This window comes from Streptosporangium heterodermiicola (assembly GCF_051390675.1).
In the GTDB taxonomy this organism is placed as follows: Bacteria; Actinomycetota; Actinomycetes; order Streptosporangiales; family Streptosporangiaceae; genus Streptosporangium.
The window spans coordinates 250833-272990 of the sequence record NZ_JBPJSR010000002.1 but is presented as its reverse complement, the minus strand read 5'-3'; the positions used below and the strand labels follow the sequence as shown (position 1 = coordinate 272990).

The window sequence follows — 22158 nt, the reverse complement described above, 5'->3', positions numbered from 1 at the left end:
GGGCTCCCGGAGAGAGGCTTCTTCCATCGCGATCCCCCGCACCGTCCCCTCGCGATCACTGAGATCTTCTCCTCCCTCCTTGAGAATCGAGCTCCCCTTGACCGCCGTGATCCCCGGCCCGGCAGTGCGAACGGCAGCGCCCCCGACAGACCTCCTGGCGACGACTCCCGCCCGCCGCACGACGCGCACGGCGCCCCGCACGGCACCGGCGCCCGCCGGGCGTGACCCGTTCATCGACGTGCTCCGGGTGTTCGGCATGGTCCTGGTGGTGTTGCAGCACTGGAGCATTCCGCTGCTCTCCTTCGCGGACGGGCGGATCTCCACCGGCAACGCGCTGGCCGCGGGGAACGCGTGGATGATCACGTGGATCAGCCAGGTGATGCCGCTGGTGTTCTTCGCGGGCGGCGCGGCCAACGCGATCAGCCGGCGGAGCGCGGCCCGGCGCGGTGACGCGACCCCCGTGTGGCTCGCGGTGCGCCTGCGCCGCCTGGCCTGGCCGGTCGTCCCGCTCGCGGCGGTCTGGCTGCCCCTCCCCCACCTGCTCCTCGCGCTCGGCGTGCCGGAGCAGCCGGTCCTGACCGCCTCGCGGCTGGCCGGGCAGCTGCTCTGGTTCCTGGCGATCTATCTCGTCGCGGTGGCGGCGACCACGCCGATGCTCAGGCTCAACATGCTGTACGGCTGGCGGGTGCCGGCCGCGCTGGCGGCGGGGGCCGTGGCGGTGGACGTCCTGCGCTTCACCAGCGGCCTCGACGTCGCCGGTCTCCCCAACATCGCGCTGGTCTGGCTCGCGGTGCACCAGCTCGGCTTCCTGTACGCCGACGGCAGGCTGGGCCGTCCCTGGGTGCTGGCCCTGGGCGGGTACGGCCTGGGCGCGGCGCTGGTGGCCTTCGGCCCGTACCCGCTCAGCATGATCGGGATGCCGGGGGCCGTCTCCAACATGGCGCCGCCCACGGTCGCGCTGCTCGCGGTGGGGGTGGGCCAGATCGGGCTGGCGCTCGCGCTGCGCCGGTGGATCGTCTCCTTCGCGGGGTGGCCGGGGGTCTCGCGGGCGCTGGGCTGGGCCGGTGACCGGATGATGACCCTCTACCTGTGGCACATGAGCGCGCTGTTCGTCATCGTCTCGGTGGTCGTGGTGGGCCTGGGCATCTCCACCCCCGCGCCGGGTACCCCGGCCTGGCTGTCCGGCTGGCCGCACTGGCTGCTCATGCTCGCCCTGGCGATGTGGCCGCTGCTGCGGGGGTTCGCCCGGTTCGAGACGCCGCCCGCGGCCGGGCCGTACACCGGCGGGACGGTCAGGGTCCTGGTGGCCGCCGCGCTGGTGGGGCTGGGCCTGCTCACGCTCACGGTGATCGGTTTCGTCCCGGGGGTGGCACCCGTGGCCGGGGCGGGCGCGATCGTGGTGGGCCTGGCGCTCACCGGCTCCTCCCGCGGTTCCTCCCGCGGCACCTCGCCGCGCTCACCGAGCGCCCCCGGCTCGCCCGGCTCACGGCCGGGCGGGCGCGCCGGACGGCTCCGCGTCCCGTCCCCCCGGTGACGGATGCCCCGGACCCCCTATGGCATATATGAACAGTATGTGCATATACTGATATATGTACATTGTGTACACAAACTCGCAGAGGGAGCATCGATCATGAACACCGCACCGGCTCGCGTCGCCGTCGTCACCGGAGGTTCCCGAGGCATCGGCCGCCAGGTCGTGGAGCGGCTCGCCTCCGAGGGGTACGCCGTCGTGGTCAACTACGCGAGCAACGACACCGAGGGGCAGGCCGCGGCCAAGGAGGCCACCGCGGCCGGGGGCCAGGGCCTCGCCGTACGGGCCGACGTCAGCGACCCCGCCGCGGTCTCCGCGCTCTTCGACACGGCCGAGGAGACCTTCGGCGGCGTCGACGTCGTCGTCAACGCCGCCGGGATCATGGGCCCGCCCGTCCAGCTCGCCGACCTCGACTTCGAGACGCTGGACCGCATCCTGAGCGTCAACGTACGCGGCACCTTCGCCGTCGCCCAGCAGGCCGCCAGGAGGCTGCGCCGGGGCGGCGCCCTGATCACCTTCTCCACCTCGGTCGTCGGGCTGTCCTTCCCCGGCTACGGCGCCTACGTCGCCTCCAAGAGCGCCGTCGAGGGCCTCACCCTCATCCTCGCCCGCGAGCTGCGCGGCAGGGACGTCACCGTCAACACCGTCGCGCCCGGCCCCACCGCCACCGCGCTCTTCCTGGACGGCAAGGACGAGGAGACCATCGCGAGGCTGGCCGCCCAGCCGCCGCTCGAACGGCTGGGCCAGCCCTCGGACATCGCCGAGGCCGTGGCGTTCCTCGCCGGTCCCGCCCGCTGGGTCAACGGGCAGGTACTTCGCGTCAACGGCGGCATCATCTGATTTGATCAGCATTTATGCCGAAAAAAGCAGCCATAACTACACAAAGTCACGCACTTTACCTGGAATGTAAGGTGATCCGTGACCGCCTCCGGTCCGACCACCTCAAGTTCTTCGGCAGTATTGAACCGTGAGCCTCGTAGACCGCCTGCCAGAAGAGATCGACGCCGACCCCGACGCCATCTTCGACGCCTTCGTCGAATGGAACTCCGAACGGGGACTGACCCTCTACCCGGCGCAGGAGGAGGCTCTTATCGAGGTGGTGTCGGGAAACAACCTGATCCTGGCCACCCCGACCGGCTCGGGCAAGAGCCTGGTCGCCGCCGGAGCCCATTTCACCGCGCTCACCAGGGACGTGCGCACCTTCTACACCGCGCCGATCAAGGCGCTGGTGTCGGAGAAGTTCTTCGACCTGTGCGCGGTGTTCGGCACCGAGAACGTCGGGATGATGACCGGCGACGCGAGCGTGAACCCCGGGGCGCCGATCATCTGCTGCACCGCGGAGATCCTCGCCAACGTCGCGCTGCGCGACGGCGCCGCGGCCGACATCGGCCAGGTGGTGATGGACGAGTTCCACTTCTACTCCGAGCCCGACCGCGGCTGGGCCTGGCAGGTGCCGCTCCTGGAGCTGCCGAACGTCCAGTTCATCCTGATGTCGGCGACCCTGGGAGACGTCACCAGGTTCGAGGAGGACCTCACCCGGCGCACCGGCAGGCCCACCGCGGTGGTGAAGAACGCCGAGCGCCCGGTCCCGCTCGTCTACTCGTACCGGATGACACCCCTCCACGAGACGCTGGAGGAGATGCTCACCACCAACCAGTACCCCGTCTACGTCGTCCACTTCACCCAGGCCTCGGCCATGGAGCGGGCGCAGGCGCTGATGAGCATCAACATGTCGACCAAGGCCGAGAAGGAGGCGATCGCCTCCATGATCGGCCACTTCCGGTTCACCACCCGGTTCGGCAAGGCGCTCTCCCGGCTCGTGCGGCACGGCATCGGCGTGCACCACGCCGGGATGCTCCCGAAGTACCGCCGCCTGGTGGAGCGTCTCGCCCAGGCGGGCCTGCTGAAGGTCATCTGCGGCACCGACACGCTCGGCGTCGGTGTCAACGTCCCGATCAGGACCGTGCTGTTCACCGCGCTGTCGAAGTACGACGGCAACAAGGTGCGGCGGCTGCGCGCCCGCGAGTTCCACCAGATCGCCGGGCGGGCCGGCCGGGCCGGGTTCGACACCATCGGCTACGTCGTCTGCCAGGCCCCCGACCACGTCGTGGAGAACGAGAAGGCCCTCGCCAAGATCGGCGACGACCCCAAGCGACGGCGCGGGTTCGCCCGCAAGAAGCCGCCGGAGGGCTTCGTCGGCTGGAGCGAGGAGACCTTCGAGAAGCTGCAGACCGCCGAGCCGGAGCCGCTGAACTCCCGGTTCAAGGTCAGCAACGCGATGCTCCTCGCGGTGATCAACCGTCCCGGCGACTGCTACGCCGCGATGCGCCACCTGCTCACCGACAACCACGAGGACCGCAAGTGGCAGCGGCGGCACATCACCCAGGCCATCGCGATCTACCGGTCGCTGCTGGCCGGGGGCGTGGTGGAGAAGCTGAGCGAGCCCGACGACCACGGCCGGATGGCCCGCCTCACCGTCGACCTGCAGGAGGACTTCGCCCTGAACCAGGCGCTGTCCACCTTCGCGCTCGCCACCCTGGAACTCCTCGACATGGAGTCGCCCAACTACGCCCTGGACATGGTCTCGATCATCGAGTCCATCCTCGACGACCCCCGCCAGATCCTGTCGGCGCAGCTCAAGAAGGCGCGCGGCGAGGCGGTGGCGCTGATGAAGGCCGACGGCGTCGAGTACGAGGAGCGGATGGAGCTCCTCAACGACGTCACGTACCCCATGCCGCTGGCCGACATGCTGCTGGGCGCGTACGAGACCTACCGGCGCGGCCACCCCTGGGTGGGCGACTACATGGTCAGCCCCAAGAGCGTCGTCCGCGACATGTACGAGCGGGCGATGACCTTCGCCGACTACGTGCAGTTCTACGAGCTGACCCGCTCCGAGGGCACCGTGCTGCGCTATCTCGCCGACGCCTACCGCACCCTGTCGCGGACCATCCCCGAGCACCTCAAGACCGAGGACCTGGTCGACCTCATCGAGTGGCTCGGCGAGCTGGTCCGCCAGGTCGACTCCAGCCTCCTGGACGAGTGGGAGCAGCTGCAGAACCCGACAGGGGAGGTGGAGGCGCCCTCGCTGGAGGAGAGCACCAGGCCGGTCACCGCCAACACCCGCGCGTTCCGCGTGCTGGTCCGCAACGCGATGTTCCGCCTGATCGAGCTCGCCTCCGTGGAGAACGAGCAGGAGCTGGAGCAGCTCGCCCCCGACGTCGACTGGGGCGCCGCGCTCGACGCCTACTACGACGACCACGAGGAGATCGGCACCGGCCCGGACGCCCGGGGTCCCGGCCTGCTGCGCATCGAGGAGGAGAAGGAGTTCTGGCGGGTCCGCCAGGTCGTCTCCGACCCGGCGGGCGACGGCGACTGGGGCATCGACGCCCAGGTCGACCTCGCCGCCTCCGACGAGGAGGGCCGCGCGGTGGTCCACGTCATCGGCCTGAACCGCCTCTGACGACCCCGGGCCGTCGCGGCCGCCGTCCTCGGGCGCGGAAATATCCGACGGGACCGGCAAGAATGGCGAGATGAGCGACGACGCGATCAGGCAGGTGCTGGGCCTGCTGTACCAGGAAGACACGTTGAAGGTGCTGGCCGCCCTGGTGCTGGGCGGCAAGCCGGAGGAGGAGTCCGGCCTCGACAGGGAGGCGGTCAGGCGCGCGCTGGACCGCCTGGAACGCGGCGGGCTCGCCGTACGGGGAGAGGGCGGCGAGTGGGAGGTGCGGCGCGAGCGCTTCCGTGAGCTGCTGCACGCCACGGCGAGGCCCGCCACCCCGGTCTCCCCCGAGGAGAGGGTGCTGCAGTCCTTCCTCGTCGAGGGACGGCTGCGGGCGATCCCCACCAAGCGCGACAAGCAGCTCGTCGTGCTCGACTACGTGGTCCAGGTCTTCGAGCCGGGGGTCCGATACTCCGAGAAGGAGGTGAACGTCGCGCTGCGCGCCTTCCACGACGACTACGCGGCGCTGCGCCGCTACCTGGTCGACGAGGCCATGCTCAGCAGGGCGAACAACGTCTACTGGCGCAGCGGCGGCTCCGTCGAGGCCTAGGAAGGCGAGCGGCGACACCTACCGGCGCGGCGGCTCCGTCGAGGCCTGAAGGCGGGCGGCCAGCGTCCGGAGGTGGTCGATCAGCTCGGGCGGCTCCCGTACGGTGAAGTCCAGGCCGAGCTGCCCGACGGTGAGCGCCAGCCACTCCAGCGAGTCGCCGCCGGTGCGCAGCAGGCAGCTGTGCCCGTCCAGCTCCTCCAGCGTCCAGTCGGGCCCGGAGAAGCGTTCGGCGACCACGGCGAGGGGCGCGTGCACGACGACCACCGCCCGGTGGCGGCTGATGGGGGCGAGGATCGACTCCTCGACGTGGCCGGGGGGCGGCTCTCGCGGCGGGAAGCGCACGCCGGTGCCCAGCGGGGCGGTGAGCCGGTCCACCCGGTAGGTCCGCCAGTCCTCCCTGCCGGTGTCCCACGCCACGAGATACCAGCGCCGCCCGGTGCAGGCCAGCCGGTACGGGTCGGCGACCCGGGCGCTCTCCCGCCCGTCGCGGCGGCGGTAGCCGAAGCGGATCCGCTCGCGGTCCCGGCAGGTCTGGGCGAGCAGCGCGAGGGTGGCCGCCTCCACGGTGGGCGTCGCCCCGATCGGCGCCACCGCCTGCGTCTGCGTCTGCAGGGTGTGCACGCGCAGGCGCAGCCGGGAGGGCAGCACCTGTTCCAGCTTGGCCAGGGCGCGGGCCGAGGTCTCCCCGATCCCGGCCACCGTGCCGCCCGCCGCCGTGCGCAGGCCCACCGCGATGGCGACGGCCTCCTCGTCGTCGAGGAGCAGCGGCGGCATCGCGGTGCCCGCCTCCAGCCGGTATCCCCCGGCCGGGCCGGTGGTCGCGTGCACCGGGTAGCCCAGCTCGCGCAGCCGGTCGATGTCGCGCCTGAGCGTGCGCGGGCTCACCTCCAGCCGCTCGGCGAGCTCGGGCCCCGGCCACTCCCGGTGGGCCTGCAGCAGCGACAGCAGTCTCAGCACCCGTCCCGTGGTGTCGGCCATGCCGTCCACGATGCCATCGGTCGCGGCCGGGATCTGACCTAAACCGTGGCTAGCCTGCCCGGAATGAGCCACATCGAGATAACGGGCGCCAGGGAGAACAACCTCAGGAACGTCTCCTTGAAGATACCCAAGAAGCGGATCACGGTCTTCACGGGCGTCTCGGGGTCGGGCAAGTCGTCCATCGTCTTCGACACGATCGCCGCGGAGTCGCAGCGCCAGCTCAACGAGACCTTCACCTCGTTCGCCCGCAACCGCCTGCCCCACCACGGCCGGCCGGACGCCGACGCCATCGGCAACCTCTCGGCGGCCGTCGTCGTCGGCCAGCGGCGGCTGGGCGGCAACTCGCGCTCCACCGTCGGCACCGTCACCGACATCAACCCGCTGCTGCGCCTGCTCTACTCGCGCGCCGGAACGCCGCCCGCCGGTTTCTCCAACGCGTTCTCCTTCAACGACCCGGCCGGGATGTGCCCGGAGTGCGAGGGCGTGGGCCGGAAGATCGCCCTGGACGTCGACCTCGCCTTCGACCGGTCGAGGTCGCTCAACGAGGGCGCGATCCTGCTGCCGGGCTTCCGGGCCGGCAACTGGCAGTGGAAGATCTTCGCCCAGTCGGGGCTGTTCGACAACGACAAACCGCTCGCGGACTACACCGACGCCGAGTGGGACACGCTGCTGCACGGGAGCGCGGCCGACGTCACCTTCGAGGAGCGGGACGGGACGACGCCGCAGCGGTACGAGGGCGTGGCCGAGCGGTTCGACCGGCTCCACGTGAGGCGGGACGTCGAGGGCAGGGCGGGCCGGGAGGCGATGGCGGCGTTCACCTCGTCGCGGCGCTGCCCGCTGTGCGCGGGGGCGAGGCTCAACCAGGCCGCGCTGGCCTGCCGGATCGGCGGGCGCAACATCGCCGAGCTGGCCGCGATGGAGGTCCGCCACCTGGTCGGCGTGGTCGCCGGGATCGACGCCCCGGTCGCGGCGACGATGGTCCCGGCGATCCTGGCCCGGCTGCGGCACCTGGTCACCATCGGCCTCGGCTATCTCAGCCTGGACCGGCCGACGCCCACCCTCTCCGGCGGGGAGTCGCAGCGGATCAAGATGGTCAGGCACCTGGGCAGCAGCCTGACCGACATGACGTACATCTTCGACGAGCCGACCGTCGGGCTGCACCCGCGCGACGTGACGCGCATGAACGAGCTGCTGCGCGAGCTGCGGGACAAGGGGAACACCGTGCTCGTCGTCGAGCACGACCGCGACGTCATCGAGATCGCCGACCACGTGGTGGACGTCGGGCCGCGCGCCGGGACGAACGGCGGCGAGATCGTCTACGAGGGTGGCGTCGAGGGCCTGCGGCGGGCCCGTACCCTCACCGGGCGGCACCTGCGCCGCAACCCGCCGCTCAAGGCGTCGTTCAGGGAGCCGACCGGCGCGCTGGCCGTCGCCGGGGTCACCGCGCGCAACCTCAGGAACGTCACGGTGTCCTTCCCCACCGGGGTGCTCACCGTGGTCACCGGGGTCGCGGGGTCGGGCAAGAGCACCCTGGTCAACGAGGCGCTCCTGGTCCGGCACCCGGAGGCGGTGGTGATCGACCAGGCGGCGGCCGGAACCTCGATCCGGTCCAACCCGGCCACCTACACCGGGCTGATGGACGAGATCCGCGGCCTCTTCGCCGCCGCGGGCGGGGTGAGCCCCGCGCTGTTCAGCTTCAACTCCAAGGGCGCCTGCCCGGAGTGCCAGGGCCTCGGGGTCATCCACACCGACCTCGCGTTCATGGACGGGATCACCTCCCGGTGCGAGGTGTGCCGGGGACGGCGGTTCCGGCCCGAGGTCCTGCGGCACACGCTGCGCGGCAGGTCCGTCTCCGACGTGCTGGAGATGACGGTCGACGGGGCAGCGGAGTTCTTCACCGAGCCGGGACCGCTGCGCACGCTGAGGACGCTGCGGGAGGTCGGCCTCGGCTACCTCGGCCTCGGCCAGCCGCTCAGCAGCCTGTCGGGGGGCGAGTGCCAGCGGATCAAGCTGGCGGGGGAACTCCACAAGAAGGGCAGCGTCTACGTGATGGACGAACCGACGACCGGGCTGCACATGGCGGACGTCGAGCACCTGATCGGGATCATGGACAACCTGGTGGACGGCGGCAACACGGTCATCGTCGTCGAGCACAACCTCGACGTGATCAAGAACGCCGACTGGGTCGTCGACCTCGGCCCCGACGGCGGCGACCGGGGCGGCACCGTGGTCTTCGAGGGCACGCCGCTGCGCCTCCTCGACGAGCGGGACTCCTTCACCGCCGAACACCTCCGCCGCGACCTGGCCCGCCCGTAGTGGGTCGGGCGGGTCCGGGAGGTCCCCTCAAGGAGCGCAGACGACGCGGACACGGGACCACGAGGTGTTGGCGTACCCCTTGGGATTCCACACGTCCAGGGCCGACTCCGGCTGGGTGGCCCCGCAGCTGTCCCAGGCGCGGGCGGCGATCACGGTCTCGCCCTCCCCCAGCTCGGCGGTGATGTGCCAGTGCCGCCACGCCCAGGGGCCCGCCTGCTCGCCGAGATCCGCCTGGATCCAGCCGCCGCCCCCGTCGAGGGAGACGTCGACGCGGGCGACGGTACGGCCGTCCCCGGCGTACGCGTAGCCGGTGATCCGCGTGAGGCCCGGCCGGAGGCGGTCGCCGTCGCCGGGGCTCAGGATCGCGGTGTTGAGGACGACGGGTCCCAGGGAGATGCCGTCACCGGGTCCCGCCTTGGCGGGGTCGGCCCCGGGAGGCAGGAGTCGGTAGGCGGTGGCCTGGAAGTAGTTGTCCGAGGGATCCTCCCGCGCGGTGACGCGCTGGAGCCACTTCACGCTGCGGGCGCCGATCCAGCCGGGGACGACGACGCGGAGCGGGGCTCCGTGGGCCGGGGGCAGCGGCCGGTCGTTCATCGCCCAGGCCAGCAGGACGTCCCCGCCGAGGGCCTTGGCCACGGGAATCGAGCCGCCGTAGGGCTGGGCCGGATCGGCGAGCCGGGAGACGTCGGGAGCGGCGAATGCGATGTGCGCGGCCTCGGGGCGCAGCCCGGCGCGGGCGAGCACCTCGGCCAGGCTGACACCGCTCCAGCGGGCGGTGGAGGTCGCGCCGGGCCCCCAGGGGTCCTCACCGGGGATGTCGCGCACCTCGGCCAGCCCGGCACGGCGGTTGCCCGCGCACTGCAGGGTCGCCACCAGGCCGATCTCGGGGAACCCGGAGCGCAGGTCCTCCAGCGACAGCGTCAGCGGGCGCTCGACCAGGCCGTCCACGGTGAGGCGCCAGGCCTCCGGATCCAGGTCGGGGACGGGACCGTGGTTGCGGCTGTAGAAGGTGTCGAGCGGGGTGAGGATCTGGTCGGCCAGGGCACCCGGCGGGGCCTCGGCGTTGTACGGGTCGGTCCCGTGGACCACCATGTCATCTCTTTTGTCCCAGGTGTTCACACGCTTCGGGATACCCGGGGACGAGGACACGACACGACCCCTGTCCGGGACATTCGCGCCGATCAGCCGTAGTACTTCTTCGCGCCGTCGTGCAGGGGCACCGGGTCGGTCTTCTGGGCGTTGTCGCGGGTGATGTCCTTGGCCGCGGGGTGGACCTTCTCCAGCTCCGCCTTGCGGTCGAAGAGCAGCTTGGTCAGGCTCCCGGCCAGGGCGGGGTCCATCTTCTCGTTCACGACGAGCAGGTTGGGCACCGAGATCGTGGACACGTCGGCCGGGGTCCCGTAGACGTCCTTCGCGATCGTCCCCGCGGCGTACACCGGGCCGTGCTCGGCCCGCATCGCGGGCAGCACCCCGTCCAGCGGGACGAAGGCGACCTCGTCCTTGAGGGAGGTCAGCAGGTCGGTGAGGCCCGGCGTGGGCAGCCCGCCCGACCAGACCAGGGCGTCGAGGTCGCCGTCCTTGACGGCCTGCACGCTCTCGGGCAGCCCCAGCGACTGCCGGGTGACGTCCTTGTCCGGGTCGAGACCGGCGGCCTTCAGCAGGCGCAGCGCGATCACCTCGGTGCCGGAGTTGGGCGAGCCGGTGGAGACCCGCTTGCCCTTGAGGTCGGCGACGGACCTCACCCCGGAGCTCGCGGTGGCGACCACCTGGGTGTGGTTGTCGTACAGCCGGGCGACGGCGCGGATCGGCTGGGGCGCGGTGAAGGCGCCCTTGCCCGCGACGGCGTCGGCGGCGGAGTCGGCGAGGGTGAAGGCGATGTCGGAGTCACCCCTGACGACCCGCTGGATGTTCTCCACCGAGGCGCCGGTCGCCTCGGCCGTGGCCTGGTAGCCGGGGAGGTTCTTGCCGATCTGGTCGGCCAGGCCCCCGCCGAGGACGTAGTAGACGCCGGTGGTGTTGCCGGTGGCGATCGACAGCCGCTTTCCCGCGGCGCCGCTCTGGCCCGCGCCCTGTTCGGCCCGCTCGGCCGACCGGTCGCCGCCGCACCCGGTGAGGAACAGGACCCCGGCCGCCAGCAGGACGGCCACGCGTTTGACGGTCATCGAACCACCTCTCGTTTGCGCATCACCAGATGGAGGGAGACGGCCACGACCAGGAGGCCCGCTCCGGCGAGGGCGGGCACGGGCGACAGGAACAGCAGCAGCACCGCGGCCACCGCGCACAGCGCCCGCTCCACGGGACCCGCCGGGCCGAACAGCCGCCCGCCGGTGGCGGCGGCCAGCGCGGCGACCGCGAGCGCCGAGACCCCGGTGGCCGCCAGGATCTCCCCGATCGTGCCCTGGGCCAGCAGCCCGGCCCCGCCCGGGGTGAGCACGAAGGCGAACGGCACCAGGAACGCGGGCAGCGTGTACTTCCAGGTCGCCATCATGGTCCGGTAGGCGTTGCCCCCGGTGATGGCAGACGCCGCGAAGGCCGACAGCGCCGTGGGCGGGCTCACCTCCGACAGCACGGCGTAGTAGAAGATGAACATGTACGCCTCGGCCTGGCTGACGCCGAGGTCCGTCAGCGCGGGCCCGATGATGACCGCCGCGATGACGAACGACGCGGTCACCGGCACGGCGAGGCCGAGCACGAGCACCGCGACCGCGCACAGCAGCGCGGTGACGGCGAGGATCCCGCCCGAGGCCCCGACGATCAGCGAGCTCGCCTTGAGTCCGAGACCGGTGAGGGTGACGACGGCGACGATGAGCCCGGCGGCGGCGCAGGTCGCCGCGACCGGCAGCACCCCGGTCGTGCCGGCGGCCAGGGCCCTCGCCGCCCTGCGCGGGGTGAGGGCGTGCTCCCTGTCGAGGAAGGAGAGCGCGACGGCCAGCAGCGTGGCGTACACCACCGCGCGGAACGGCGACTGGCCCAGCGCCATCAGGACGACGATCACGAAGAGCGAGCTGAAGTGGTAGCCGAACCGCCTGACCAGCGGCCAGAACCTCGGCGCGTCCACCTCGACCGCCCGCGTCCCGTACCTGCGGGCGTCGATCTCGATGGCGAGGAAGATGCCCAGGTAGTACAGGACCGTGGGGATGGTGGCGTAGAGCAGCACCGTGAGATAGCCGACCCGCATGTACTCGGCGATGATGAACGCCGCCGCGCCGAGCGTGGGAGGCGACAGGATCGCCCCGATGCCCGCCGCGGCGAGCACTCCCCCGCCCTGCTCGGGCGGGTATCCCGCCCTGCGCAGGATCGGCCAGGCGACGCTGCCCACGCTCACCGTCGTCGCGACGCCCGAACCGCTCACCGTGCCGAGCAGGAACCCGGCGAGGGTGACCGTACGGCCCGGCGCCGAGCGCGAGCGGCGGAACGCGGCCAGGGAGACGTCCACGAAGAACTTGCCCGCGCCCGAGTGGTCGAGGACCGCGCCGTAGACGGTGAACAGGATGATGTAGGTGGCCGCCACGTCGAGCGGCACCCCGTACACGCCGTCGGTGCCCATCACGAACGAGACGACGATCCGGTCGATGTCGTAGCCGCGGTGCCCGATGACCCAGTCGAAGGGCAGGTAGCCGCCGTAGTAGGCGTAGAGGGCGAACGCGACGCAGACCGCGGGCAGGATCCAGCCGACGGTGCGGCGGCAGGCCTCCAGGACCAGCGGCACGATGACCGCCCCGGCCACCACGTCGAGGGCCGTCGGCTCGAAGGCGCGCCGGATGAAGTCGTCGAAGACCACCAGCGGGTAGAGGCAGGCCGCGAGCGCGAGCAGGGCGAGCGCCCAGTCCACCACGCCCGGCCGGTCGGTGCCCCGCCGCCCCGGCTTGTAACAGACGAAGACGAGCGGCAGCACGACCGCGAGGAAGATCATCCGGTACGGGAGCACGGAGCCCGGCCGGAAGGCCCGGTACAGGACGTACAGCGACAGCCCGAGGGCGATCAGCGTGACGGCCCCGGCCACCCAGCCGGAGAGCCGCCGGGCGGGCCGCTCCGCGTCGAACTCCGCGATCAGCTCGTCCGCCGACGCGGCGCCCGCTGTCGTACCGCTCGCCGAACCCGCCGATGTGGTGCCTGTCAAACCGCCGTCTCCACGTGTGAGCCGCGACCTTTGACCGAACATTACATAGATCACTGACGCCCGTCCGTCAGGACGCGGTCACATTCGCGTCACACCTGCCGTGCGGACCGCACCGGGCCACACGGCAGACGCGAGGAGGCATGAAGAGAGCGAAATGTCCGAAGGAAAGGACCGAAACCGGAGCGAAGGGGCCGTCCCAGGGCCCGGGGCACCGTCAGGGCCTTCGGGGCCGTCAGGGCCGTCAGCCGCCCGAGGTGTCGTTCTCGGCGTCCGCGCTGGGGACCGCGAGATCGTAGGGGTCGTCCAGCCACCCGGCGGGCAGGTGGACGCGGTCGCGCGGGTTGGTCTTGCCCCGGGGGGTGTCGACTCCGTCGGGCCACGGCTGGGCGGGGTCGAGCTCGGCGAGGCCCTCCCGCAGACCGGCCAGGCTCTCCGAGGTGGCCAGGCGGCGGCGGAGCTCGGCGCCGACGGTGAAGCCCTTGAGATACCAGCCGACGTGCTTGCGGAAGTCGACCACGGCGTGCCGCTCGCTCTCGAAGCACTCGGCCATCAGGGTGGCGTGCCGGTCCATGGTCGCGGCGACCTCGCCCAGCAGGGGGCGGCTCCGCTCGTCGCCGCCCTCGCACATGGCCGCCAGGTCCGCGAACAGCCACGGGCGCCCCAGGCAGCCCCGGCCCACGACGACCCCGTCGCACCCGGTCTCGTCCATCATGCGGCGCGCGTCGGCGGCGCTCCAGATGTCGCCGTTACCCAGCACCGGGATCTCCGTCACGCTCTCCTTGAGCCGCGCGATCGCCTCCCAGTCGGCGGTGCCGCCGTAGTGCTGGATCGCGGTGCGGCCGTGCAGCGCGACCGCGGAGACGCCCTCCTCGACGGCGATCCGCCCGGCGTCCAGGTAGGTCAGGTGGTCGTCGTCGATGCCCTTGCGCATCTTCACGGTCACCGGCAGCGTCCCCGCGTTGCGCACGGCCTCGCGCAGGATCGCCCGGAACAGGTTCCGCTTGTACGGCAGCGCGGAGCCGCCACCCTTGCGGGTCACCTTGGGCACCGGGCAGCCGAAGTTGAGGTCGACGTGGTCGGCCAGGTCCTCCTCGGCGATCATGCGGACGGCCCTGCCGACGGTCACCGGGTCGATCCCGTACAGCTGGACGCTGCGCGGATTCTCCTCGGGCTCGAACCGGATCATCTTGAAGGTCTTGGGATTGCGCTCCACCAGCGCCCGCGTTGTGATCATCTCGCAGACGAACAACCCGCCGCCCTGCTCCCGGCAGAGAGTACGGAACGGCGCGTTGGTGATCCCGGCCATCGGGGCGAGGACGACCGGCGGCCATACCTCCAGCGATCCCAGCTTCAACGACTCCACCTGGCTTTTCTACCGCACTGCGACGAGCAGGACGAATCATCGCTGGGTATGGTGTCTCTGGCGTAGATCAATGTGACACGGGAGGCCGCGGATGCTGTTGCGACTGCGGATCGCACTGCCCGACCAGCCGGGCTCCCTGGGGAAGGTGACCCGGGTCCTCGGCGTCGCGGGCGCGGACATCACCCAGGTGGTCGTCCTCGACCGCGGCGAGGGCCGGGCGCTGGACGACATCACCGTCTACTGGCCCGACTCCGCGCCCAGGGAGAGCCTGGCCGAGGGGCTGGAGAGCGTCCCGGGGGTGACGATCGAGGGCATCTGGAGCACACGCGAGGCGCCGGGGACCTACCCGGAGCTGGAGATCCTCAAATACATCACCACCGCGGGCGACCGCGCCCTCGCCACCCTGCTCGACTCCATGCCCGTGCTTTTCAGCGCCGACTGGGCGGCGGCGGCGACCGAGAAGAGCCCCCGCACGCTCGTCCACTCCAGCTGGCGCGCCCCCGAGCAGGTGCCCTTCCCCGACGAGACGCCGGTCCGCCCGGCGGCCTTCACCCTCGCCTCCGGCCTGCACGTGATCGCCGCCCCGCTGCCCCCGCTCGCCCTGACCTTCCTGCTGGCCCGCGCCGACGGCCCCGCCTTCCATCGCATCGAGGTGCACCGCCTCACCCGCATCCTGGAGATCTTCCTCACCCTGCCCGCCGTGGAGCGCGTCGTCGCCCGCCAGCTGCGCCGCCCGCCCGAGCAGGACGGCTGAGCACCTCATGGACACCTGGACTCTTGTGACTCTTGGACGGCTGAACGATCACCTGGCCGGACCCGCCGCACAAGGGCCCCGGGCGGGATCACGCGACGCCCACGGGGCCGGAGGCTGAACGCGCGGTTACGCAACCACCGGGAAAACCCGCTAGAGTTCTCTCGTCGCCACCGGGTACGAAACCCGGAGGAAACACGCGGAAGTGGCTCAGTGGTAGAGCATCACCTTGCCAAGGTGAGGGTCGCGGGTTCGAATCCCGTCTTCCGCTCGAAGGGTCTTCGGGCTCTCACTCCGGTGGAGTGGCCGAGAGGCGAGGCAACGGCCTGCAAAGCCGTCTACACGGGTTCAAATCCCGTCTCCACCTCTGGTCTTTCCCCATGCGGACGATTAGCTCAGCGGGAGAGCACTTCCCTGACACGGAAGGGGTCACAGGTTCAATCCCTGTATCGTCCACCATCGCCCGTATACGGGTAGCTCGACCAGAACGGCCGCCAAGATTCCAGATCATGGAGCTTGGCGGCCTTCTGCTTTCTCCCGGTGTTGTCAGCGTCGGTACCGATGTTGTGCTGACCGTAGTTTCCGTGAACCGCTTGACTGCTGAGACTGTCGTGGGTTCGGATAGTGGCCATCCAACGGGTCGGGAGCGCGCAACATGGGGAAACTTCACGGCGATGATCTAACGGTTACCTTCTACTGCAAGGACCCCAACTCGAACTTCCAGAACGACTGCGCGACGTTCTATCGGACGAACCGGGAGTCATGGGTGGTGCAGGGCGACAGCATGGGGTCTGAGGTGGCCCCAAAGCTGACGGCCCTCGCCGACCACGAGACTTATCTAGAGATTCCCGACGCGCTCGCCAACAGATTCGCGCGCATGTACGTAAGGGAGCGGTATGGAGTCGATCTCCCCGAAGGACCGTAGCGCGCTGATCGCCGGCTTCAACCGTGAGGCCCTGCATCTGGAGATGCGGGACAACTACGAGGGCGACAAGCCGTGGTTCGACCGCTGGCGCTCAGGGGATCGTGAAGGCGTCAAGGCTGACATGCGGCCATGGTGCGATCAGGTCCGAGACGGAGTTACCAGAGGCAAGGCGTACCGGCGTCTGTGCGTCGTCTCCGAACCGCTCTCGGAGTATCAGCGCTGGTGTCACGAGATGAACGACCTCAAGGTCAAGGCCGGGGAAGACCTGCGTTGGGTGCCTCGGCGACTCGTGTCCGCCGTAGCTCTGCCCGGTAACGACTTCTGGTTGTTCGACTCCGAGATCGTGACGTTCGGCCTCTTCGACGGCAACGACATGCGAACGGACATCCTGCTTTCCCGAGACCCAGAGGTCGTACGGTTCTGCTTGGACACCTTCGCGAGGCTCTGGGATCTGTCGATCCCGCACCACGAGTACCCGCTGTCATAGTCGAGTGTCCGAGCAACAAGCAGAAGCCAAGAAGGCGTTCGGTATCCGGCTGCGGGACCTACGGCTTGACGCGAGGCTGAGTGGTCGCCAGCTCTCAGCGATGACAGGCATGCGACCGTCCAAGATCTCCCGTATCGAGCACGCTCGGCAGAACCCCACGGAAGACGACATCAGGACATGGTGTCGGGCGTGCTCCGCAGAGAACCAGATACCCGAGTTGATTGCCGCCCATCGGCAGATCGACGAGATGTGGCAGGAGCACCGGCAACAGCTACGCCAAGGGCTCAAGAACCTTTCAGCGAAGAACAAGCCGTTGTATGAGCGAACGAAGCTCATGCGCGTTTACACGTCGCTCAACATCCCCGGTTTCCTGCAGAAGCCGATGTACGTCCGTGCCGTGGTGGAGGCGGTAACGCAGTTCCATAAGCTTCCGGACAACGTAGACGAAGCGGTCAAAGCCCGACTAGGCCGCCTCCAAATCCTGACCTCAGGGCCAGGTCAGTTCGCTTTCGCAGTCGAGGCTTCAGCGCTGTATGTGACCCTCGGGGACCAGGCCACGATGGACGAACAGTTCGATTTCCTTATCGCGGCAACGCGGATGAATCACGTGTCCCTAGGCATCATCCCGTTGGGGACGACCCGTAACCGGGTCTGGGCGGGGGAAAACTTCTACATCTTCGATGAGCACACCGTGCGCAGCGACCAGTGGACCGGGACGTACGAGACGAGCAGGCCAATCGAGATTTCCACCTTTTTGAGAATCTTCAATCTGCTGCGTGAACAGGCCGTCTACGGCGACGCCGCCCGAGCTGAGATCGAGGCGGCTCGAAGGCACCTGCAATCTCGGGAAACTTCCTAGCTCCGGCTCTGGACGGACTCCTACCGTCTGGGTTATGGCATCCGGACAGACATCGACAGAGGCCCGTGTCGGGGGGCACGAGGGCGACGAGACGACGAGCTCCGCCGAGCAGGAACCGCCCGAGATGTTGAGGGACCTCGCGCGGCTGGTCAGTGCGCACGGTGTTCGAACGTCGATCATTCACTACGTGGAGCTCCACCTTCGCAGTCACCGGCCGCTCCCATTTCCGCGCGAAGACCGCTTCGAGCTGATCGCGCACAGTCGCGACGGCTGGGAGGTGGCGAGCGTGACCGTGGGGTCGCGGTCCGGTTGCTTCGTGGTCTCGCTGCCCTCGGCGGGGGTCACGACCCAGATGGTGAACGCCGACCAGCCGCACGCGGTGGTGGACCTGATCCTCGCCTCACTCCCGAAGGAGACGGCATGAGGTGGGAGACACCGGAGTCCAAGGTCACGGAGAATCCGGACGGCTCTCGTGGAACACTCCGCGAGGGCGGCTCCGCGAGCGTACCGGCCGACGTGAACGCCATGACGTTCCAAAACCTTGAGCCGGGGTGCCCGGCCGTGCGGGTGGCGTGGTCGTTCGCACCGGACAGGGGGACGGAATGACCGGCGCCGCGCCGACACCGGCACCGCTTCGGGTCCCCTACGTGATCGCCCACGCCGACGAGGTCGTGCCTCAACCCCTGCGGTTCGTCCGGCGCCCGCTCGGTGGACTGCGGCTCGCCTACGACATTCCGCGCCGGGGCGACGAGGTGCGCGGGGTGTTGCGCGTCCGCGTGCTGACCACCCGCCGAGGGGCGCCGCAGTGGCGCAAGCTCAACACCCTGCGCCAGTGGCGGTGCATGGAGAGGTTGCGGTGCCAGGTCTGTGGGAAGACCGCAACCGACCCTGACACGGGACGCATCCCCTGGATCATGACCGATACCGCGTTCCGCGAGATCCCCGGGGACCCTACCGGCGGTCTCACCAGCGCTCCGCCGACCTGCCGGGCCTGTATCCCCGACGCGCTGGCCACCTGCCCCCAGCTCGGAATCTCCTCGACCGTCTGCACCGTCGCCCACGCCGAGCCCGCCGCCGTACTGGCCGACATATTCACCCCCGGTCCGGGCCGGAGAGCCATCCCCACCGGGGAGCGCAGCGTTGAGGTCAGTCTGAGGGACGAGGTGTCGATTCCCAGGGCGCTGGCCACCCAGCTGATCGTCCGTGTCCAGGACATGCGGCCCCTGAACGTGACCTGAGTTCTCCCCTCTGCTTCCTGGAGGGTCAGGTGTCTTCCCCCGCGCGGACGCACACCCGTGACCCGCATCCCTGACCTCCGGGAACACAAGGTCGCTTCTGTTCCCGGCGAGGATGTTCCTCACCATTTCCGGGATCGCCCGCGGGATGCGCTCGCCTCGGGTTGGATCAGCTGCGAATGGTGACATATGCGGTGTCGCTCGGCTGGAATGGGCTTGTTCTCCAGGAACCGTATCGATCCCGGACGGCTGAGGGCGTGGCATCCGGTCGCGGGCAGCGGCCGGAGTGCGGTGGACGACGTCGAGGAAGGGCTGGCCTCCCATGAACATCACCGAGTACGCCGACAGCGTGTGGCGGGGCGAGGTCCCCGACAGCATCGTGCACACGGGTCCCGCCGGGCAGGGCTTCGTGGAGATCGCCGACGGGGTGGGCTTCCGCGGCGGCTTCGGCAACGTGATCGCGCTGCGGCACGGCGGGGAGGTGACCCTGTTCGACACGGGCAACCCCTTCGACGCGGACCGGCTGCACACCGACCTGCGGGCCTGGACCGACGATCCGGTGACGGCCGCGATCTATTCCCACGGGCACATCGACCACGTCTCGGGCGTCGGCCCGTTCGACGCGGAGGCCGACACGGCGCGGCGGCCCCGGCCGACGGTGGTGGGGCACGAGGCGGTCTCCGTCCGCTTCGAGCGCTACGTGCTGACCAACGGCTACAACGCCGTGATCAACCAGCGGCAGTTCCAGGCTCCCGGCCTGACCTGGCCCACCGAGTACCGCCACCCCGACGTGGCCTACCGCGACGTGATGTCACTCGGCCACGTCGACCTCTTCCACGCCAAGGGCGAGACCGACGACGCGAGCGTCGGCTGGGTGCCCTCGCACCGCATCCTGCTGCCGGGGGACCTGTTCATCTGGGTGACCCCCAACTGCGGCAACCCGCAGAAGGCGCAGCGCTATCCGCGCGAGTGGGCGATCGCGCTGCGCAGGATGGTCGAGCTGCGACCGGAGATCATGCTGCCCGGCCACGGCGCCCCCATCTTCGGCGCCGACCGGGTCGAGCAGGCGCTGACCGAGACGGCCGAGTGGCTGGAGTTCATGGTCGAGCGCACCCTGGGGATGCTCAACGAGGGCGCGAGGCTGGACGACATCGCGCGTGCCGTACAGCCTCCCGCGCGGCTGGCGGAGCGGCCCTATCTGCGCCCGCACTACGACGAGCCGGAGTTCGTGGTGCGCAACATCTGGCGGCTGTACGGCGGCTGGTACGACGGCAACCCGGCCAATCTCAAGCCCGCGCCCGAGGCGGCGCTGGCCGCGGCGGTGGCGAAGCTGGCAGGGGGCGCGGGGCGGCTGGGTGAGGCCGCGCTGGAGGCGCTGGCCTCGGGAGACCAGCGGCTTGCGGGGCACCTGGCCGAGATGGCCGTACGGGCCGCGCCGGACGACGCGGCGCTGCACAGGACGCGGGCCGAGGTGTTCGCCGCCAGGGCGGAGTCGGAGGCGTCGCTGATGGCGAGGGGCGTGTTCACCTGGGCGGCCGAGGAGTCCCGCAGGGCCGCGGGAGACCCCCCGGCCTGACCTCCGGGTTCCGGTGCGGATGAGTGCTCCCGGGGGCGCACGCGCCCTCGCGGCGTCCGCTCTCCGGCTCCGGTGCGGGTCGGTTTTCCCGGGGGCGGGCGTGCCTCGTCTGGGCTCTGTGCTCCGGTGGGGCGTGGCTCTCGGCGCCGGGTTTGCGGACGTCAGAGGGGTCGGATAGCGAAGGGATAGGGGGCGGATGCCCGGCGATCCTACGTTCCGGACATGAGCACTCCGATCTTTGCGCTTTGCGATGAGTACGTCACCCGCTGGGCGGCACTCGACCCGATCGCGGCAGGTGCCGAGGGCATCGTGTCCGACTTCGTGGCCGCCACCGACCACAGCCCGGCCGGGAGCGCCGCCCGGGCCGAGCTGATCCGTTCGACCCTGAAGCGTCTCGACGAGCTGGTCCCGACCGGTGAGCCGGACGTCAGGGCGGCCACCCACCTGCGGGAGCGGCTGGAGGCCGAGCTCGCCTGGCACGACACCGGCGAACCGCTCCGCTGGGTGGCGGCGCCGTACGGGCTGCCCTACCGGGTGCGTTCCAGCGTCGTCCTCCTCCCCCACGGCACCGACGACGAGTGGCGTGACGTCGCCGCCCGCCTGGCGGCGATCCCGGAGATGCTCGCCGGGTGGCGGGAGAGCCTGGAGGTCGGCCTGGAGATGGGCCTGCGGGGCGCCCGCAGGCAGGCACTGGCCATGGCGGACCAGGCCGACCAGTTCGCCGGTGCCGGTGGGACTCCCCCGGCGCACGACGCCTTCGTCGCCACCTACGGCGAGGGCCCGGTCAAGGAGGAACTGCTCAAGGCGGCCGCGGCGGCCCACGACGCCTACGCCTTCGCGGGGCGCTACCTGCGCGAGGAGTACGCGCCCCGGGCGAGCGAGATCGACGCGGTGGGCCCCGAGCGCTACGCCGTCGTCGCCAGGATCAGCCTGGGCGCCGACATCGACCTGCGCGAGGCGTACGAGTGGGGCTGGGCGGAGCTGGAGCGCATCGGGGCCGAGACGGCCGCCGAGGTCGAGCGGATCAAGCCGGGCGCGACCGTCGAGGAGGCGACCGCGATCCTCAACGAGACCCAGGCGGTCGACTCACTGGAGGAGTACCAGGCGTGGCTGCAGGAGCGCCACGACCGGGCGGTCGAGGAGCTGAACGGCACGCACTTCGACATCCCCGGGCCGCTGCGGCGCATCGTGGCCGAGGTCGACGTGAGCTCCACGTCCGGCGCGGCCTCCTACAACGCGCCCAGCGAGGACCTGTCGCGGCCGGGCCGCACCCTGTGGCCGGTCGGGGGGCGGACCCGCTTCGCCACCTGGAGCGAGCTGACCACGATCTTCCACGAGGGCGTGCCCGGCCACCACCTGCAGTTCGGCGCGATGCGCATGGCCGGGGACACCCTGTCCAGGTTCTCCAAGGTCTCCTGGGTGGACGGCCACGGCGAGGGGTGGGGCCTGTACGCCGAGCGGCTCGCGGACGAGCTGGGCTGGTTCACCGACCCGGGCACCCGGCTGGGCATGCTCAACTGGTCGGCGCTGCGTGCCGCCCGGGTGGTCATCGACCTGGGCGTCCACCTCGACCTGCCGCTGCCCGACGGCTCGAAGTGGACCTTCGAGAAGGCCTGCGAGGTGCTGCGCGAGCAGGGCCGCTGCGAGCCGCACCGGGTCGAGGCCGAGGTGGTGCGCTACTTCGGCTGGCCCTCCCAGGCCATCTCCTACAAGCTGGGCGAGCGGGCGTGGGTGCAGGCCCGGGAGGAGGCCAGACTGCGCCTGGGCGACGCCTTCGACCTGCGCGCCTGGCACACCGCCGCCCTGGAGCTGGGTCCGGTCGGCCTGTCCAGTCTCGCGGAGGCCCTGCGCCGCATCTGCTGAGCGTCGGCGATCGGCCCGCCGCGCGGGGAGGTCCGGCCCCCGGATCTCCCCGCGCGGTTCACCGCCCGGACCACCGTGTCCCTCCCTGTCCGCCCTCGTGGTCGT

Annotated in this window: 18 protein-coding genes and 3 tRNA genes; 16 read left to right on the top strand and 5 right to left on the bottom strand. The window is 70.7% G+C overall.

Going from position 1 to position 22158, the window contains the following annotated elements:
• Nucleotides 1–124 precede the first annotated feature (124 nt).
• The 4 genes from ACSC1Q_RS05055 (at nucleotide 125) to ACSC1Q_RS05040 (ending at nucleotide 5580) form a co-directional block, all read left to right on the top strand.
• Nucleotides 125–1534: an acyltransferase family protein gene (locus ACSC1Q_RS05055; RefSeq protein WP_436757463.1), complete on the top strand. Its 1410-nt coding sequence runs from the start codon at nucleotides 125–127 to the stop codon at nucleotides 1532–1534.
• A 96-nt stretch (nucleotides 1535–1630) separates the two neighbouring features.
• Nucleotides 1631–2371: an SDR family oxidoreductase gene (locus tag ACSC1Q_RS05050; RefSeq protein ID WP_436757462.1), complete on the top strand. Its 741-nt coding sequence runs from the start codon at nucleotides 1631–1633 to the stop codon at nucleotides 2369–2371.
• Nucleotides 2372–2498: 127 nt separating this feature from the next.
• On the top strand, nucleotides 2499–4991 hold the full coding sequence (locus ACSC1Q_RS05045) for a DEAD/DEAH box helicase (RefSeq protein WP_436757461.1): 2493 nt from the start codon (nucleotides 2499–2501) through the stop codon (nucleotides 4989–4991).
• A 70-nt stretch (nucleotides 4992–5061) separates the two neighbouring features.
• Complete coding sequence (locus tag ACSC1Q_RS05040) at nucleotides 5062–5580, top strand: DUF2087 domain-containing protein (RefSeq protein ID WP_436757460.1); 519 nt, start codon at nucleotides 5062–5064, stop codon at nucleotides 5578–5580.
• A gap of 18 nt (nucleotides 5581–5598) precedes the next feature.
• On the opposite strand, the gene ACSC1Q_RS05035 is transcribed toward ACSC1Q_RS05040, so the two are convergent.
• Nucleotides 5599–6558: a helix-turn-helix transcriptional regulator gene (locus ACSC1Q_RS05035; RefSeq protein ID WP_436757459.1), complete on the bottom strand. Its 960-nt coding sequence runs from the start codon at nucleotides 6556–6558 to the stop codon at nucleotides 5599–5601.
• Between the two features lie 63 nt (nucleotides 6559–6621).
• Here ACSC1Q_RS05035 and ACSC1Q_RS05030 point away from each other — a divergent pair, with 63 nt between their 5' ends.
• Complete coding sequence (locus ACSC1Q_RS05030) at nucleotides 6622–8874, top strand: excinuclease ABC subunit UvrA (protein ID WP_436757458.1); 2253 nt, start codon at nucleotides 6622–6624, stop codon at nucleotides 8872–8874.
• Nucleotides 8875–8901: 27 nt separating this feature from the next.
• Here ACSC1Q_RS05030 and ACSC1Q_RS05025 read toward each other — a convergent pair whose 3' ends face one another.
• The 4 genes from ACSC1Q_RS05025 to dusB all read right to left on the bottom strand — a co-directional run bounded on the left by ACSC1Q_RS05025 (nucleotide 8902) and on the right by dusB (nucleotide 14357).
• Nucleotides 8902–9966 carry a sulfite oxidase gene (locus ACSC1Q_RS05025; protein ID WP_436757457.1) on the bottom strand — a complete coding sequence of 355 codons (1065 nt, stop codon included), beginning with the start codon at nucleotides 9964–9966 and terminating at the stop codon, nucleotides 8902–8904.
• A gap of 89 nt (nucleotides 9967–10055) precedes the next feature.
• Nucleotides 10056–11036: a TAXI family TRAP transporter solute-binding subunit gene (locus tag ACSC1Q_RS05020; RefSeq protein WP_436757456.1), complete on the bottom strand. Its 981-nt coding sequence runs from the start codon at nucleotides 11034–11036 to the stop codon at nucleotides 10056–10058.
• Entirely contained in the window at nucleotides 11033–12994 is a 1962-nt protein-coding gene (locus tag ACSC1Q_RS05015; RefSeq protein WP_436757455.1) for a TRAP transporter permease, read from the bottom strand. Before ACSC1Q_RS05015 ends, ACSC1Q_RS05020 begins: the two co-directional genes overlap by 4 nt.
• 241 nt (nucleotides 12995–13235) lie before the next feature.
• Nucleotides 13236–14357 carry a tRNA dihydrouridine synthase DusB gene (gene dusB / locus ACSC1Q_RS05010; RefSeq protein WP_436757454.1) on the bottom strand — a complete coding sequence of 374 codons (1122 nt, stop codon included), beginning with the start codon at nucleotides 14355–14357 and terminating at the stop codon, nucleotides 13236–13238.
• Between the two features lie 91 nt (nucleotides 14358–14448).
• Here dusB and ACSC1Q_RS05005 point away from each other — a divergent pair, with 91 nt between their 5' ends.
• From ACSC1Q_RS05005 to ACSC1Q_RS04955, 11 genes are all read left to right on the top strand, one after another.
• Nucleotides 14449–15111, top strand: coding sequence for an ACT domain-containing protein (locus ACSC1Q_RS05005; RefSeq protein WP_436757453.1), 663 nt, complete (start codon nucleotides 14449–14451; stop codon nucleotides 15109–15111).
• A gap of 196 nt (nucleotides 15112–15307) precedes the next feature.
• Nucleotides 15308–15379 (top strand) — tRNA-Gly (locus ACSC1Q_RS05000).
• 25 nt (nucleotides 15380–15404) lie between these two features.
• Nucleotides 15405–15475 (top strand) — tRNA-Cys (locus tag ACSC1Q_RS04995).
• A 17-nt stretch (nucleotides 15476–15492) separates the two neighbouring features.
• Nucleotides 15493–15567 (top strand) — tRNA-Val (locus tag ACSC1Q_RS04990).
• Between the two features lie 196 nt (nucleotides 15568–15763).
• Nucleotides 15764–16033 (top strand): hypothetical protein, encoded by a 270-nt coding sequence (locus ACSC1Q_RS04985; protein ID WP_436757452.1) that lies wholly within the window; start codon nucleotides 15764–15766, stop codon nucleotides 16031–16033.
• Nucleotides 16005–16520 (top strand): DUF6879 family protein, encoded by a 516-nt coding sequence (locus ACSC1Q_RS04980; RefSeq protein ID WP_436757451.1) that lies wholly within the window; start codon nucleotides 16005–16007, stop codon nucleotides 16518–16520. Before ACSC1Q_RS04985 ends, ACSC1Q_RS04980 begins: the two co-directional genes overlap by 29 nt.
• Nucleotides 16521–16524: 4 nt before the next feature.
• Complete coding sequence (locus ACSC1Q_RS04975) at nucleotides 16525–17379, top strand: Scr1 family TA system antitoxin-like transcriptional regulator (RefSeq protein WP_436757450.1); 855 nt, start codon at nucleotides 16525–16527, stop codon at nucleotides 17377–17379.
• Between the two features lie 187 nt (nucleotides 17380–17566).
• Nucleotides 17567–17803, top strand: coding sequence for a hypothetical protein (locus ACSC1Q_RS04970; protein WP_436757449.1), 237 nt, complete (start codon nucleotides 17567–17569; stop codon nucleotides 17801–17803).
• A gap of 178 nt (nucleotides 17804–17981) precedes the next feature.
• Nucleotides 17982–18617, top strand: a complete 636-nt coding sequence (locus ACSC1Q_RS04965; protein WP_436757448.1) for a hypothetical protein — start codon at nucleotides 17982–17984, stop codon at nucleotides 18615–18617.
• A 319-nt stretch (nucleotides 18618–18936) separates the two neighbouring features.
• Complete coding sequence (locus tag ACSC1Q_RS04960) at nucleotides 18937–20190, top strand: alkyl sulfatase dimerization domain-containing protein (RefSeq protein WP_436757447.1); 1254 nt, start codon at nucleotides 18937–18939, stop codon at nucleotides 20188–20190.
• Between the two features lie 222 nt (nucleotides 20191–20412).
• On the top strand, nucleotides 20413–22053 hold the full coding sequence (locus tag ACSC1Q_RS04955) for a DUF885 domain-containing protein (protein ID WP_436757446.1): 1641 nt from the start codon (nucleotides 20413–20415) through the stop codon (nucleotides 22051–22053).
• Nucleotides 22054–22158: the final 105 nt, after the last annotated feature.